The organism is Halorubrum orientale, from assembly GCF_059623105.1.
In genome coordinates, this window is sequence record NZ_JBSPSR010000004.1 from 219,052 (window position 1) to 233,725 (window position 14,674).

Consider the following 14,674-nt stretch of genomic DNA (forward strand, 5'->3'; position numbering starts at 1 on the left):
GTGTCACACCAAAGCGGTGACGCCGGCTGCAGAGAACCGAGGAGAGAGCCAACGAGTTCAGTCGTGGGAGGAAGTCAAGACTCCCAGTCCGGGTTCGGACGCGCCGGCGAGAACACCTCGACGCCGGTTGCCGGCCGGTCGCCGTCGTTTCTGGCGGCGTGCGGCTCATCGCCCGGGATAACGAACGTGTCGCCCGCACGAACGGGCCGACCCTCGCCGTCGACGACGAGGGTGAGCACCCCGCCGGTGACCGTCCCGATCTGCTCGTGTGGATGGGTGTGTTCGGGAACGGTCGCTCCGGGCTCGATTTGGAAGCGCTGGATGCTCGCTTGCTCGCCGGCGGCGCCCTGCGTGAGATGCACGCCGGGCATCGCCTCCGTTGGCTCGACGTGTTCGTCGGTCACGATCTCCATGCACATCCTGTGACCGCACCCATCCTAAGTGTCCGGGTCACACGACAACGGGGCCGCAACGCTAGCGCTATGGGAACGGATGGTACGGCCGATCGAGTGCCGGCTCGTATCCCATCGAGCGGGGGACGTCGCGGGCGCGGTCGCCGAAGAACGGCTCACCGGTGAAAAGCGGCTGTGCGCCGGGGACCAAGACGCGAACCGCTTCGAAGCCGAGCGTCACCAGGTCCCAAGTCGTGAGTCGAGCGGCGACCGGCGAGAGCCCAGCGGCCTGAACCCGCTCAACGACTGTCTCGAGTGCAGCCGAACCGTCGAGGTCCGGCTCACCGATCCCCTCGGCGTCGACGGTCGTAGCCGGATCGAAGAACGCTGCCGTCTGTGGCGGGCGGTCGGCGTGATAGCCGATCGCTGCGCCCGCGTCGTCGGCTCCCTCTTTGCCCATCGATCGGAGTTCCGTCCAGTTCTGTAGCGCCTCTGCGACGGCACTGCGCGCGGCAGCGGCCGGATCGAGGTTCGCGCCCGACCCCGCAGCAAATCGCGGCCAGTCGCCGTCGCGGTGGACCGCGGCAGCGACGACGGGGACGTCGATGTCACCGGTCACGAGGAGGGTCGACACCGACAGCGACTCCGCACGAGCGCGCTTTCGCAGTCGGTCGAGCACCGGGTCGTCGACGCTGAGTCCGAGCGGCTCCGTCGTGGCGTACCAAGTCGTCATCGTTGCGTCGCGTTCGATGACCTCGTAGAGCCCAGCGAGCGCCGCCTCCGGACCGCTGTTACCGAGTCCGAGCCCGGTTGTGATCGGCGGGCGGTAGCGACGCTCTGGCGGTGGAAAGTGAACGAACTCGGCGGGGAGATGTCGCACCGCCCCGGTCGCAAGGGTCTCGCCGCGAACCCACGCCAGCCGGTCATCAGGGTCGTACCGGGTGGCATCGTCTGGACGGACGAACGCGTCGGGCGCGATCGGATTCTGGACGTCGGCCGCGGGTGCAGTCGTGACCGTCGAGGAGTCGTACACTCCCGCCGCGTAGCGTTCGAGTCCTTCGCCGAGAGCCTTCATGAACGCGACGTCCCAGTCGTCGGCTGCCCCGCCGGCGAAGGCGGCCGCACTGCCGTCCGAGAACGGTGCCGTGTCGGCGAGCCGCGAGACGTAGTACGGCACAGGGAACGACTCGCGCTCGCCCACTTCGGTGAGGAGCCCAATCCGAGCGTCGACCGCCCGCTCGGCCCGTTCGATCGCCGCCGATACCGACCGTGTTCGGTCCGCTCGCGGGAGCGCCGCGTCGGGAACGTCGCCACACGAACAGCCTGGAACGGCGAGCAGGTGCCGGGTGGGCCCAGGGACCTCACGCACCGTGTCGCCGACGGACCCACCGGAGAGGAGTTGCACGACCGCGCGGCCCGCGAACGCGCCGGCGTATCGCACCGCAGATCGGGTGCCGGTCGGCGCGTCGGCCGTCTCCGACGAGTCGGTCGTGCCGCTCGCGACGCGGGTGCACAGGCAGTCGTAACAGGCCTCCTCGAAGACGGTTACCGCGGCGTCGACGTCGGTGAGTGCGACGCCGCCGACGCCGCCGACCTCGACGGCGACCCAGCGGTCAAGCCGCTCGTTCGCGGCCGCAAACGCCGGCGAGCCGGCGGTCGCGACCACCACCGCCAGGTCGAATCCGTCGAGCAGTGATGGCTCGACCGAGAACGCGTTCACGTCGACGTCGCCGAGGGCGGCTTCGACGGCCTCGGCCGCGGGACCGTCGCCGACAACTCCGATATCCATGGTCGCGGCGACGGGTGGGGCGGTAAAAAAGCCGCAGGGAGTCGGCCGAACTGAGACCGCGGTCGCTCCAAGGCCACCAGCAGCGTGGGGAACGGGCGTGGCGAGTGTGACGAGCGTGGCGGGCGTGGTGGGCGTGGCAGGCGTGGTGAGCGTGGCGGGCGTGGTGGGCGTGGCAGGCGTGGTGAGCGTGGCGGGCGTGGTGGGCGTGGCAGGCGTGGTGAGCGTGGCGGGCGTGGTGGGCGAAGACCGACCGATCACTCAACCGGACAGCGGTCGATCCCAAGTATGCGGTACAACAGACAGCGTCGAGTGACACCTTCGAGTACGAGGACCCCGCCTACGATACCGAGTCCGACCGCAGAGCCGACCGGGACGCTCACCACGCCGGCCGCGGTGTAGTATGCGAGCACGAGGATCGCGAGCCCACTCACGACACGGGCACCGGCGTCGACACGGCCAACGTTGCGGTTCATGTGAATCCTCGTGGACATCCGGTACTCGTCCCGGTCGTGTTTGTACGTTCCGGCGGGAGGGGCAAGTGAGTGTCGAACGTGGCGGTTCACGGCGGGTAAGCGCGTGCAGTCACGGCGGGTAAGCGCGTGCAGTCACGGCTGTTCAACGTTGCACCGAGATGCGCTTATAAAAAATCGAGGAGAATACCTGACCCTTTAGGGTCAGGATGAATCTGACACATCGGAGGCAATCCACGTTCGACTGCTAGCCCGAGATTTCTAATCAGTAGTTTCAATTGGCGGGCAACCGTTAGTAGAAATAGGAATCAGGCGAGAACAGAGTGATTCTGCCTTGTCCTACGATGGCGGCCTGCCCGCCCCAAGCAATCAAACAGTAATCGGAACCAGTCAATAACCGGCGAACCCTCACAGGGTTCGACTGGAGTTGACTGCTGTAAGAAGGCTCAAAGTAACTCCGAGTTCGTTGACGCCCACTCGACCCTCGCCGGGCAAAAACAACCACGAGGGTCGAACGCGGTCGAGGATAGGAGTACCGGGGGCTTGGCACTCCCAGCAGTCCCACCCGCTTAGACCATGAGCATCCCTTCAGATTCGTACTGGTTGGATGCTCGGTGGGACTGCAAACCTGAAATCTCCAACACTCAGGATTCCTCCGCGTTTACGCGGAGGAGGATGTCAATCGTGGGCCATGTGGGCGACGAATTGAAGCACCAGCCGGTGGTACTGTCCTCGTTGATGCCGGACGAGACCACAGGTATGGCCGATCGTGAGGGGGGTCGGTCGATAGCTGTCGAACCCGCCGAGGGTGCGCCTCGGTCGGCCCCCATTCCGTCGGTGATCCCGACACCGGACGCGGTCTGTGACGCCCCCGACCCGACCGGTGTCGTGGTCTGGCATCGGAAACACCTCCGGGTGGACGACCACCGGGCGCTGTCACAAGCGGTCGCCGATGGCGACGCGGTCTGCCCGCTTTTCGTCTTCGACCCGGCGTTCTACGGGAGAGACGGACTGGCGTGTGACGCCCGGATCCGGGTCCTCGAAGAAGCGGTCACGAGTCTCGACCGCGTGTACGCCTCGACACCTGCACAGGAGACACGGGTGAAAACAGGGGACACGACAGCCCGCGCCGAGGCGATGATGGCGGCAGACTCGTCGGACAGATCAGCAGAGACTGACGCGACATCGACCGACACCGACTCGATGTCGACTGGTTCAGCTGTGACGCCACCGGACACCCTTCGCCGGCCAGAATCGCCGGGGATGACGTTCGGCTACGGCGATCCGGTCGAGCTCCTGGCTCGGTTCGTCGAGCAGGGCTGGACCGTCGTGACGATGGCCACACCGACGAGCCGGTACGGAAAGCGACGAGACGAGCGGGTTCGGGACGCCTGTGGAGACGCGGTCACGTTTGTCTCTGGTGACGGGCTCGTCCGCGGCGAAGAATGGTCGCGATCGAACTGGCAGACACACGTTACGGAGTGGCTCGAATCACCCCAACACGACCCTGCGTGGGACGCCACCGAGACGCGCCGCGTCACGATCGAGACTGGGGTCACCCCGGCAGCGGTGGACCGTCACTTCGATATCACGCCAACGAAGACGCAGGTCCCCACAGGGACACACCGCGCCGCGAACGCCGCGTTATGCGCGTTCACAGACCGGATTCAGTCGTATCCCAGCGCCATCTCGGCGCCACAAGACGCAAGAGAGGGAACGAGTGGCCTCTCACCGTACCTCAACTTCGGGCTGTTGTCGGTTCGGCAGGTGTATCAGTACGTCACCGAACACGCGCCGTCATGCCGGGGGGCGTCGATGTTCGAGAGTCGGCTGTTCTGGAACCTCCACTACAATCAGAAGCTGGTCGACTGGCCGGGGTGGACAGAGCGTGCGGTCAACCCAGCATTCGAAGGCCAAAACGAGCCGCACCGCGACGACGAGCTCGTGACCGCCTGGAAGCGCGGACAGACGGGGTTTCCGATGGTCGACGCGTCGATGCGGTGTCTCCGGCAGACCGGGTGGCTCAACTTCCGGATGCGCGCGATGTGCGCATCGATGTTTACACACGTGTTACACCAGCCGTGGTGGATCGGCGCAGACTGGTATCACCACCACCTGCTCGACAGCGACGTCGGGATCAACTACACGCAGTGGCAGAGCCAGGCAGGGCTTATCGGGAGGCCATCCCAGCGCGTGTACAACCCGCGAAAGCAGGTCCGCGACCAGGACCCCGACGGCGAGTGGATCACACGGTGGGTGCCAGAGCTCGCCGATCTGCCGAGCCAGTTTCTCGACCAACCCGAGAAGACGCCGATCGCGGTCCAACGAGCGTGTGGCGTCCACGTCGGCGAGACGTACCCGCGACCGATCGTCGACTTCGAGGCCAGACGCGAGCAGTTCTGGTCTCGATACGAGACCCGGCGCGCCGCGGCCGCCCGGGAGCTTCGCCGCCCGGCAATCGCAAAGCGCGCCTCGTTCTCGGGCGGATACAACGCCGCACGCGCGATCGCAGACGCCCACGGCGATGCCGCAGCCGACGCCCCCGACGGAACACAGCTCTCGCTCGAGGCGGTCGCCGAGGAGACATCAGGTGTAGACGCCGACGATCGGTCCAGTTCCGAGTCGGAGGCGACGTCAGCGAACACGACGTCAGCGAACACGACGTTAGCGAACGCGCCACCGGCGGGAGCGAGCGCGGCTGACCCGTCCGACCCGGATCGGCAGGTAACGCTCCCGACGGGCGTCGGACGCCACGCGGGTGACCCCTCACCCGATGACCGCGCGGCCGCACCCGGAGGCTCGGCGCGTGTCGAGCGCGACGACAGCGGGGAGGGCGACGACAGCGAGAAGCGCGACGACAGCGGCAAGGGCGACGACAGCGAGAAGAGTGCGGACAGGACGGCCGACGGTTCGTCGGGCGAGACGTCGAGGCGGTCGACCGGCCAGACCCGGGTGCACGACTTCGAGTAAGGGCTCGCGAAGCGTTGGAAGGTGGACAAGATTCATCCGTTTAGGGGTGTGTAATCCGATATCTCGATGGATGCGCTCGACCGGGTGCAAAAGCGATTCGCGACGAGCCAGGCGCTCATGGATCAGGTTCGGTACGCCGCCGAGTCGCTGAGTCTGAACTTCGACCGGTGGGACGAACCGCACGTCTCTGGACCCAGTCTCTACGTACTCATCGTCGCCGAGATGAGCTTCGATCACTACACCGACCCGCTCGGTGGCAACGAGTGGCCGACGGACCGTTGTCAACTCGTCACCGACTCGTTGGACAAGTTCACCGAGGTCGCCCGCGACGTCGCGCTCACGCGAGACGGTGCGGTCGTCGTCACCGCGGACGGGACGATCCAGCAACAGATGGTGCGTGTGCGGAATCCGTCACGGCCGAGCGCGACCGAGAACACCGACGTCACGCCGACCGAATGGATGGGGACGAAACACCTGAGCGCGCTGGAGACCTCACTCCGTGAGGAGGTCATCTGGGCGATCACGCTCAGCGAAGAGGACGGGCGGGTCACCACGTTCTTCGACGGGGAGTATCAGGATTACCCTCGCAGCGAGATTGGCGGCCGGTGGCGGCCGAGCTGACGAGACCGACAGCAGTATCCGATCGGCGGTGTACACGACCGCACGTGGCCCCCTTCATGTCACTCGGTAGCATCCTAACGACGGTCGCGCAGTACCTCGTCGGTGTCGGTATCGTGGCACTCGGGTGTCTCCCGCTTCTCGAGATTGGGCCCGTCTACACCCGACTCACACGGTGGCCGACTGATCGACTAGCGGTGAACTATCTCTTGTTCGCGGTGGTGGTCGCGGTCGGCCAGTGGGCGCTCGTCCTCATCGGGTGGCAGGTACTGCAGATCGGGTCGACGGCGGCCGACCCGCAGTTCCGTGCGGGGCGACTCGTCGCGCTCGTGATCGGCTACCCCGTGGCACTCGTCGCTGCTGGGCTCATCGGCGACCGGCTGTCCGCGACCGACCCGTGGCTGACGCGTCGGGCGATCGCTGGGCTCGGCGTCACGGTCGTGTTCTACATCGTCACCGTGCTCGGGGCGGTCCTCGTCGTCGCCATCGTCGCGCTGTTCACCGCGCTCCCGACGTGAGGGGTTCGGGGTGGATCGGTGATGGCTGGCAAAAACAAGACTCGTACGCAAAATAGAACCTGGGGGAGGGGGGTGCGTCCGACAAGTTCTTTCGAATGGAACACACCTACAAAGTGAGTTCATCACATCGGTAGAGTCAGCGATCAGTTGGATCCGAGAAGCCGAAATACCATGATTCGAACTCCGTCAAGAATTTGTCCGTCACATCTGCTCCCCACTCACACAGGTCGTCTTGGTGGTCAACAGCTCACTGATAAGAAACCTACAGGAAGGCTCCGACCCCTGTTACGTATCATACCGAAATCACTCGTATCCGGTGGCGTTGGTGATACCCGATGTACTACCGTCTAACGGATGTGCATCGACATAAAGCAACACAGGGCGCGACGGGATCCACGCGAGCGTAGCGAGCGTGGGTCAGTCGCGCCCGTGACTGAGCGAAGCGAAGGAACGGGCGCGACGGGATTTGAACCCGCGGCATCTTGGTCCGGAACCAAGTGCTCTGTCCGCTGAGCTACGCGCCCTCGGCGGCAGTACTGGTGGCGGCTGTTTAATGCTTCTGACACGGGGCGAGGTGCCGATTACCCCGCATCAGCGTCCGGCTCGAAGAGCCCGTCGACGAGCGTCTCGATGAGCCGGGACTCGACGTCCTCGTACGCAGAGACGTGGAGTGCGTCGATGGATGAGTCGTTGGCGCGGGTGACGAACACGAGCGACCGAACCAACCCGCTGATGAGGTCGGGGTCGTCGTATCGGAACGCGTCCATCGCGGCCCACCGTTCGGCGTACGGGAGGTCGGTCTCGTGGGTGTCAGAGCCAATGGATTGCCGCTCCGACTCGGAAAGCTGGTCGGCGAGGAGGTGGAGCTCGCCGTCGACGATGAGCCGCGAGGCGAGCGGGTTCGACCGGACCTCGGTGAACATCGTCCGAAGCATCGTCGCCACCTCCTCACGCGGGGTGTCCGCACCGGAGACGGCCGCGTCGACACGGGCCTCGAGCTCCTCGCGCTCGGCTCTGAGCACCGCGGCGTACAGCGCCGCCTTCGAGTCGAAAAATTGGTAGAAAGTGCTCGTGCCGATTCCGACCGCGTCGGTGACGTCTTTCACCCGTGTTCGCTCGAAGCCGAAGCGAGCGAACAGCTCGCGGCCCTCGACGACGAGGTCCGATCGAATCCGCTCTCTGTCGGCCGGCGAAAACCGGCTCATCACGACGACACACCGGCGGACGTAGCTGATCGCGCGACGCTCATGCTGTGCTCTCTGTGAACCACGAATAAAAACGTGTTCCGTTCTCGTGTGCCACGAGGGGAGCCAGCGGCACGAGCACTACCCCGTCGCGTTTATTCACGCGGCAGCCGAACGAGTGGTGTGACACCCGACGCGGCGGCGATCCGGCCGGTCGAGCGCGCCGACCTCCTCACGGTGGTGCGCATCGAGCGGGCGTGCTTCGACGACCCTTGGCCGTACGACGCCTTCGAGCGGCTGCTCAATGCGCCGGCGTTTCTCGTCGCCGAGTGCGACCGAGAGGTCTGCGGCTACGTCGTCGCCGACGTCACCCCAAATGCAGGCCGGGACATCGGCCACATCAAAGACCTGGCCGTGCGGCCGGACGCCCGGGGTCGCGGCCTCGGGCGGCAGCTCCTGCACGCTGGTCTCACCCGACTGTGTACACACGGGGCCGCGGTCGCGAAACTCGAGGTCCGCGAGGGCAACGCAGTCGCCCGATCGCTGTACGCCTCAGAGGGCTTCGAGCCGATTAGACGGGCGCGTCGGTACTACCGCGACGGTGAGGACGCGCTCGTACTCGCTGTCGACCTCGGGACGTGGGCGAGCGGTTCGCCGGTTGACAAGGCTTAGTGTTCGCGGGGTTCAGGGATCGGTATGAGTTCGGTTCCCGAGCGGTCCGAGATCGACGACACAGACAAGTGGGACCTCCAAAGCGTGTACGCCGACGACGAGGCGTGGGAGGCGGCGTACGTCGACGTCGAGGGGCGGATCGACGAACTTCGGGCGTACGAGGGGCGCGTGACCGAAGACGCCGAGACGCTGCTCGAACTGCTCGAGCTTCGTGAAGCGGTGTTCCGGGATCTCTCACAGGTCGCCGTGTACGCTCGGCTCCGCAGCGCCGAGGACACCCGCAATCAGACGTATCAAGCGATGTCGGCGAAGGCGTCCTCGCTCCAGTCGACGGCCTCGAGTGCCATCTCGTACCTGCGGCCGGCACTGCAGTCGCTGACCGAGTCGCAGGTCGCGGCGTTCAAATCGGACGCGCCCGGGCTCTCCGAGTACGACCACTACCTCGATGACGTGTTGCGGACGAAACCGCACACGCGGTCGGCCGCCGTAGAGGAGGTCCTCGCAGACCTCTCCGAGGTCACGAGCGCGCCGAGTGAGATTTACTCAATGCTGACGAACGCGGACATGCGCTACGGCGTCGTCGAGGGCCCCGAGGGCGACGACGTCGAGATCACCCAGGCGAACTTCACCAAGCTTCAGACGAACCCGGACCGTGCGTTCCGCGAGCGGGTCCACGAGACGTTCTACGACGAGTGGGCGAGCGTGCGGAACACGGTTGGAACGGCACTCGAGAAGGCAGTTCGCAAACACGTCGCAAGCGCGGAGATCCGCGACTACGGGAGCGCCCGGGCGGCTGCACTCGACGGACCGAACGTCCCAGGAGCCGTGTACGACACGCTCGTGGAGACCGTCGACGACAACCTCGACGTCCTCCACCGGCACGCAGAGCTGAAGCGAGCTGCCCTCGACGTCGACACGCTCCAGAGCCACGACCTCTACATGTCGCTGACCGGTGACCAAGGCCCCGACGTCTCCTACGAGCAGGCGGTCGAGTGGGTAACAGACGCGGTCGAGCCGTTGGGTGAGGCGTACCAGTCACGGATGCAAGCAGGGCTCGAGTCACAGTGGGTCGACGTGTACGAGAACCGCGGGAAGCGCTCTGGAGCGTTCTCGTCGGGGACGTACGACACCCAGCCGTTCATCATGATGAACTACCAGGACGACGTAGCCTCGATGTACACCCTGGCCCACGAGCTCGGCCACTCGATGCACTCGGAGTTGGCCGCGGACGCCCAGCCGTGGCACGACGCGAGCTACGAGATTTTCGTCGCGGAGATCGCTTCGACCGTGAACGAGACACTGCTCACCCACCACCTGCTCGAGACGGTCGACGACGAGGTGCTCCGGACACACGTGCTCGACGAGTACCTCGAGCGGTTCCGGTCGACGTTGTTCCGCCAGACGATGTTCGCGACGTTCGAACAACAGATCCACGAGCGCGTCGAAGACGGCGGGGCGTTGACCCCAGACGCACTCGACGAGATGTACGCCGAGCTGAAGGGCACGTACTACGAGCCGGCCGAGCTGGGCGGCGGCATCAAGCGCGAGTGGCAGCGTATTCCGCACTTTTATTACGACTTCTACGTCTACCAGTACGCGACCGGTATCTCTGCGGCGGCGGCGATCGTCGAGCGGATCCTCACCGAGGGTGAGCCGGCCGCCGCCGACTACCGCGAGATGCTGGCCGCGGGCGGGGCCGACTACCCGCTTGCGGTCGTTGAGCGCGCCGGCATCGACATGGCGAGCCCCGAACCGATCGAGTCGGCCGTGGGCATCTACGAGACGTACCTCGAGGAGATCGCGACGCTACTCAACCTCGCGTGAGCGAGCACTGGCCCCGGGTCGGTCTCACCGAAGCGCAGCGTAGGCGTAGCTGTCGTCACCCGCAGTGGGACGGTGGTCGTCGAGGGTGATCTGCCACCCGTCGAGCCGGGAGGCGTCTCTGAGTGCTAGCGCGAGGGCGTGGCGAACGTTTGAAACGTTGACACCGTAGTAGTCGGCCGGAACCCCGCGGAGGTACTGCAGCGCCGTGGTGAACAGCGACTGCATGCCGTCGTCGTCGAGAAAGTCGACGTGTTTGTACGCCCCGGCGGCGACTTGGACCATCCCGTGGAGGAAGGCACTCTCGGTCGAGCCGCGGCCGTAGTTGTACCACTCGTCTTCGAAACAGTCGTGGGACTCGTGGTACGCGCCGTCGTTGTAGAGCCGAACGCCGTGGACCACCGCCCGTCGAAGCGTCCCGTGTTCCCACCCGTTGGAGGCCACGCGGTCGGGACACCACCCGGTCGGGGCGCCGACCGCCGGGGGCGCGACGTCGGGATCGCGGGTGTGATCGTCCATACGGTTCGTCTCGTTCGCGACGTGCTAACGGTTTCGCCGGCACGCCCAGGACACGCCACGGTTCCATACCCGATTATGTAGAACACGCGCAATTTTCATACCGGCGACCGACGTATCATAGCGTATGTTCGATTCGATCGAGACGCCGTGTACGGGGATGGATGATGGCGAAAAGCGCAAGCTCGGGTCGCTGCTTGTGATCGGGCAGGGACTGCTCACCGCGCTCGCGCCGTCGCTGTCTGTTCGGCTGATCAAAAAGATGCTGTCGAAGAACTTCGAAAACACAGGTGAGCTCGAGGCCACGCCCGAATACCGCCGGCAGCTGCGCGCGATCGGCATCGGGACGGCTGCGGCGGGTATCGCCGGGTACGCGATGGAGACCGTCGCGGGGCGGGCCGACGAAGCGGTCGTCGAGGACACAGCCGACGACGAGACGGTCGACGCGTCGGCGTGAGCGACCGACGACCGAAGCGAAACCGGTGGATTGAATCCCTTCGGGTGAGTATCACGGTCTGCGTGCGAGGGTAGCCAAGCCCGGAAACGGCGGCGGACTCAAGATCCGCTCCTGTAGAGGTCCGTGGGTTCAAATCCCTCCCCTCGCATCGCCGGGGTCCACCCCCGTGATGCGGAAGACGCTCTCGGAGCGCTCTTCCCTCGCAATATGCTGTCACACTCACACTGGTAGCCACGCCCCGACCCGGCGATCTCCGAGGGCCGTGGCACCATCAAAAAGTGCCCGATCGATCGCCGCCAACAGCGTTATACTTACAGAACCACTATTTGAGTGTACACAGTGTCAATTCACCACCCCTCTGTCGATGCGGTACCGCGGCCGAAGACGGTGCTCTTCTGCCCGGAGTGCGGCCACGAAAGCGGTCTCCACGGCGACTGGATCCTCGACGACGATGCGGTTCGACCGACACGGATCTGTCCGGTCTGTGAGACGGCCCTCGGTACTCGTCGGTAGCGACGGACGAGACGACGGACCCGCGTCGCTGTCCGGTTCGCGCTGCGCTTGCGGTTGCTGCATCCGACCATTCGAAAAGTAACGAACGATCATTTTTCTCGGCGCGTAAGCCACCCCTCCGAAACGGTTTTGACCGCCCCTCACACACGGTCGATATGCCAACGGATCCCGACACGGGGTACGATCCCTCGCTGGGTCGGAAGTTCATTTTCGTCACGGGCGGAGTCATGTCCGGACTGGGGAAGGGAATCACTGCCGCAAGCACCGGCCGACTGCTCGCGAACGCGGGGTTCGACGTTACCGCAGTGAAAGTCGACCCGTACCTCAACGTCGACGCCGGGACGATGAATCCGTACGAACACGGCGAGGTGTACGTGTTGAAGGACGGTGGCGAGGTCGATTTAGACCTCGGTAACTACGAGCGGTTCCTCGGAACCGACATGACGTTCGATCACAACGTCACGACCGGCAAAACATACCAGCACGTTATCGAGCGTGAGCGCGCCGGCGATTACCTCGGGAAGACCGTCCAGATCATCCCGCACGTCACCGACGACATCAAGCGCCGTATTCGCGAGGCGGCAGACGGAAGTGACGTCTGTATCGTAGAGATCGGCGGCACGGTCGGCGACATCGAGTCGATGCCGTTCCTTGAGGCGCTTCGCCAGTTCGCACACGAGGAGGACGACGAGGACATCCTCTTCGCACACGTCACGCTCGTGCCGTACTCGAAGAACGGCGAGCAAAAGACGAAGCCGACCCAACACTCAGTAAAAGAGCTCCGGTCGATCGGCCTCCAGCCCGACATCCTCGTTGGGCGGTGTGACGACGAACTCGAGCCTGAGACCAAAGAAAAGATCGCCCTCTTCTGTGACGTCCCGACGGATGCCGTCTTCTCGAACCCGGACGTCGAGGATATCTACCACGTGCCGCTGGTGGTCGAATCGGAGGGGCTCGACGAGTACGTGATGGAGCGGTTCGAACTGACTGACGAGGCCGTACCCAGTGCGGAGCGATCGACGGCGTGGCGCGACCTCGTCACTCGTGACCGCGATCAGGAGATCGAGGTAGCACTCGTCGGCAAGTACGCCTTAGAGGACGCGTACATGTCGATCCACGAGGCGTTGAAACACGCCGGTATCCAGACGCAGACCGAAGTCGAGGTCCTCTGGGTCGACGCCGACGAGACCAGAGACCACCACAAAGAGCGGCTCCGGTCGGCAGACGCGGTCGTCGTCCCTGGCGGCTTCGGCTCACGGGGCACCGACGGCAAAGTCGAAGCAGTGCGGTACGCCCGCGAGAACGACGTGCCGTTCCTCGGGCTTTGTTTGGGCTTCCAGCTGGCGGTCGTCGAACACGCGCGCAACGTGGTCGGATTGGCGCATGCCCACTCCGCCGAGCTCGACCCAGAGACGCCCCACCCCGTCATCGATCTACTACCTGAGCAGTACGAGACCGAAACGATGGGCGGAACGATGCGACTCGGTGCCCACGAGACCGCGATCGAACCGGGGACACTCGCAGCCGCGGTGTACGGCGCCGAGTCGTGTACGGAACGGCATCGCCACCGCTACGAGGTGAACCCCGAGTACATCGACGCGCTGTCGGCTGATGGCCTCGTCTTCTCCGGCCGTGCGGACAATCGGATGGAGATCCTCGAGCGCGAGGACCACCCGTTCTTTTTCGGCACCCAGGCGCACCCCGAGTTCCGCTCGCGACCGGACCGGGCGAGCCCCCCGTTCGTCGCTCTCGTAGAGGCGGCGCTCGGATCGACGAACACAACGGCGCAGAACGCAGACGTGAGGTTATAGATGGTCGAAACGGACGCGTTTATCGACGAGGCGGTAGCGGGGATTCGCGAGGAGATCGGCGACGCAAAAGCGGTGATAGCGCTCTCGGGCGGGGTCGACTCCTCGGTTGCTGCCACCCTGGCATACGAGGCGGTCGGCGACCAGCTCACGCCGGTGTACGTCGACACGGGACTGATGCGAAAAGGCGAGACCGAGCAGGTCCGAGAGACGTTCTCGTTCATGGAGTCGCTCCGCGTCGTCGACGCCGCCGACCGGTTCTTCGACCGGCTGGCGGGCGTCACCGACCCCGAGGCAAAGCGGCACGCCATCGGTGAGGGGTTCATCGACGAGTTCGAGACGGTCGCTCGCGAGGTCGACGCCGACTACCTCGTTCAGGGGACGATCTACCCCGACCGCATCGAGTCGGAGGGCAACATCAAGTCTCACCACAATGTGGGCGGGCTGCCCGAAGTCGTCGACTTCGACGGGATCGTCGAGCCGGTTCGTGACCTATACAAAGACGAGGTGCGCGAGGTAGCCCGCACACTCGACCTCGAGGCAGTCATCGCAGAGCGAATGCCGTTTCCCGGGCCCGGTCTCGCGGTGCGGGTCGTCGGCGAGGTGACACCAGAGAAGGCGGCCGTCGCCCGTGAGGCGTGTCATGTCGTCGAAGACGAACTCGAGGCGTACGAGCCTTGGCAGGCGTTCGCGGCCGTGATCGGGAAGGCAACCGGCGTGAAAGGCGACAACCGAGTCCACGGCTGGGTGGTCGCGGTGCGCTCAGTTGAGAGCCGCGACGGGATGACGGCCCGTGCACAGGAGATCGACTGGAGTACCCTCCAACGGATCCAAAGTCGGATCACCGGCGAGAACGAGAACGTCGCCCGGGTGCTCTACGACGTCACGCACAAGCCGCCAGCGACGATCGAATACGAGTGATGATGGACACACGGAGCAACCCATG

14 protein-coding genes and 2 tRNA genes are annotated in these 14,674 nt (G+C 65.1%); 10 read left to right on the forward strand and 6 right to left on the reverse strand.

What is annotated here, in order from left to right; genetic code table 11:
- Positions 1–74: 74 nt before the first annotated feature.
- The 3 genes from ACWUI7_RS06020 to ACWUI7_RS06030 form a co-directional block, all read right to left on the reverse strand.
- Complete coding sequence (locus tag ACWUI7_RS06020; RefSeq protein WP_496641316.1) at positions 75–413, reverse strand: cupin domain-containing protein; 339 nt, start codon at positions 411–413, stop codon at positions 75–77.
- Between the two features lie 67 nt (positions 414–480).
- Positions 481–2,181 (reverse strand): YcaO-like family protein, encoded by a 1,701-nt coding sequence (locus ACWUI7_RS06025; protein ID WP_496641456.1) that lies wholly within the window; start codon positions 2,179–2,181, stop codon positions 481–483.
- A gap of 254 nt (positions 2,182–2,435) precedes the next feature.
- Complete coding sequence (locus ACWUI7_RS06030) at positions 2,436–2,654, reverse strand: YgaP family membrane protein (RefSeq protein ID WP_496641317.1); 219 nt, start codon at positions 2,652–2,654, stop codon at positions 2,436–2,438.
- A gap of 756 nt (positions 2,655–3,410) precedes the next feature.
- On the opposite strand from ACWUI7_RS06030, the gene ACWUI7_RS06035 reads away from it, so the two are divergent.
- The 3 genes from ACWUI7_RS06035 (at position 3,411) to ACWUI7_RS06045 (ending at position 6,757) form a co-directional block, all read left to right on the forward strand.
- Positions 3,411–5,621: a cryptochrome/deoxyribodipyrimidine photo-lyase family protein gene (locus ACWUI7_RS06035; protein WP_496641318.1), complete on the forward strand. Its 2,211-nt coding sequence runs from the start codon at positions 3,411–3,413 to the stop codon at positions 5,619–5,621.
- A 66-nt stretch (positions 5,622–5,687) separates the two neighbouring features.
- The gene (locus ACWUI7_RS06040) at positions 5,688–6,242 is read left to right on the forward strand and encodes a diadenylate cyclase (protein WP_496641319.1); all 555 of its coding nucleotides are present in this window, start codon (positions 5,688–5,690) and stop codon (positions 6,240–6,242) included.
- Positions 6,243–6,298: 56 nt separating this feature from the next.
- Positions 6,299–6,757 carry a hypothetical protein gene (locus ACWUI7_RS06045; RefSeq protein WP_496641320.1) on the forward strand — a complete coding sequence of 153 codons (459 nt, stop codon included), beginning with the start codon at positions 6,299–6,301 and terminating at the stop codon, positions 6,755–6,757.
- A gap of 451 nt (positions 6,758–7,208) precedes the next feature.
- Here the strand turns inward: ACWUI7_RS06045 and ACWUI7_RS06050 are convergent.
- A tRNA-Arg gene (locus tag ACWUI7_RS06050) sits at positions 7,209–7,281 on the reverse strand.
- Positions 7,282–7,338: 57 nt separating this feature from the next.
- The gene (locus ACWUI7_RS06055) at positions 7,339–7,962 is read right to left on the reverse strand and encodes a TetR/AcrR family transcriptional regulator (protein ID WP_496641321.1); all 624 of its coding nucleotides are present in this window, start codon (positions 7,960–7,962) and stop codon (positions 7,339–7,341) included.
- Between the two features lie 162 nt (positions 7,963–8,124).
- On the opposite strand from ACWUI7_RS06055, the gene rimI reads away from it, so the two are divergent.
- Together rimI and pepF are read left to right on the forward strand one after the other, a co-directional pair.
- Positions 8,125–8,613: a ribosomal protein S18-alanine N-acetyltransferase gene (gene rimI, locus ACWUI7_RS06060; protein WP_496641322.1), complete on the forward strand. Its 489-nt coding sequence runs from the start codon at positions 8,125–8,127 to the stop codon at positions 8,611–8,613.
- Positions 8,614–8,637: 24 nt separating this feature from the next.
- Positions 8,638–10,437 (forward strand): oligoendopeptidase F, encoded by a 1,800-nt coding sequence (gene pepF / locus ACWUI7_RS06065; RefSeq protein WP_496641323.1) that lies wholly within the window; start codon positions 8,638–8,640, stop codon positions 10,435–10,437.
- Between the two features lie 24 nt (positions 10,438–10,461).
- Here pepF and ACWUI7_RS06070 read toward each other — a convergent pair whose 3' ends face one another.
- Positions 10,462–10,953: a DUF309 domain-containing protein gene (locus tag ACWUI7_RS06070; RefSeq protein WP_496641324.1), complete on the reverse strand. Its 492-nt coding sequence runs from the start codon at positions 10,951–10,953 to the stop codon at positions 10,462–10,464.
- 124 nt (positions 10,954–11,077) lie between these two features.
- Between ACWUI7_RS06070 and ACWUI7_RS06075 the strand changes: the two genes are divergently transcribed.
- The 5 genes from ACWUI7_RS06075 to guaA all read left to right on the forward strand — a co-directional run bounded on the left by ACWUI7_RS06075 (position 11,078) and on the right by guaA (position 14,649).
- Positions 11,078–11,407: a DUF2065 domain-containing protein gene (locus ACWUI7_RS06075; protein ID WP_496641325.1), complete on the forward strand. Its 330-nt coding sequence runs from the start codon at positions 11,078–11,080 to the stop codon at positions 11,405–11,407.
- A gap of 64 nt (positions 11,408–11,471) precedes the next feature.
- Positions 11,472–11,555, forward strand: a tRNA-Leu gene (locus ACWUI7_RS06080).
- A 191-nt stretch (positions 11,556–11,746) separates the two neighbouring features.
- Positions 11,747–11,920 (forward strand): DUF8106 domain-containing protein, encoded by a 174-nt coding sequence (locus ACWUI7_RS06085; protein ID WP_496641326.1) that lies wholly within the window; start codon positions 11,747–11,749, stop codon positions 11,918–11,920.
- A 155-nt stretch (positions 11,921–12,075) separates the two neighbouring features.
- Positions 12,076–13,731, forward strand: coding sequence for a CTP synthase (pyrG, locus tag ACWUI7_RS06090; protein WP_496641327.1), 1,656 nt, complete (start codon positions 12,076–12,078; stop codon positions 13,729–13,731).
- Positions 13,732–14,649 carry a glutamine-hydrolyzing GMP synthase gene (gene guaA / locus ACWUI7_RS06095; RefSeq protein WP_496641328.1) on the forward strand — a complete coding sequence of 306 codons (918 nt, stop codon included), beginning with the start codon at positions 13,732–13,734 and terminating at the stop codon, positions 14,647–14,649.
- The last annotated feature ends 25 nt before the right edge of the window (positions 14,650–14,674 follow it).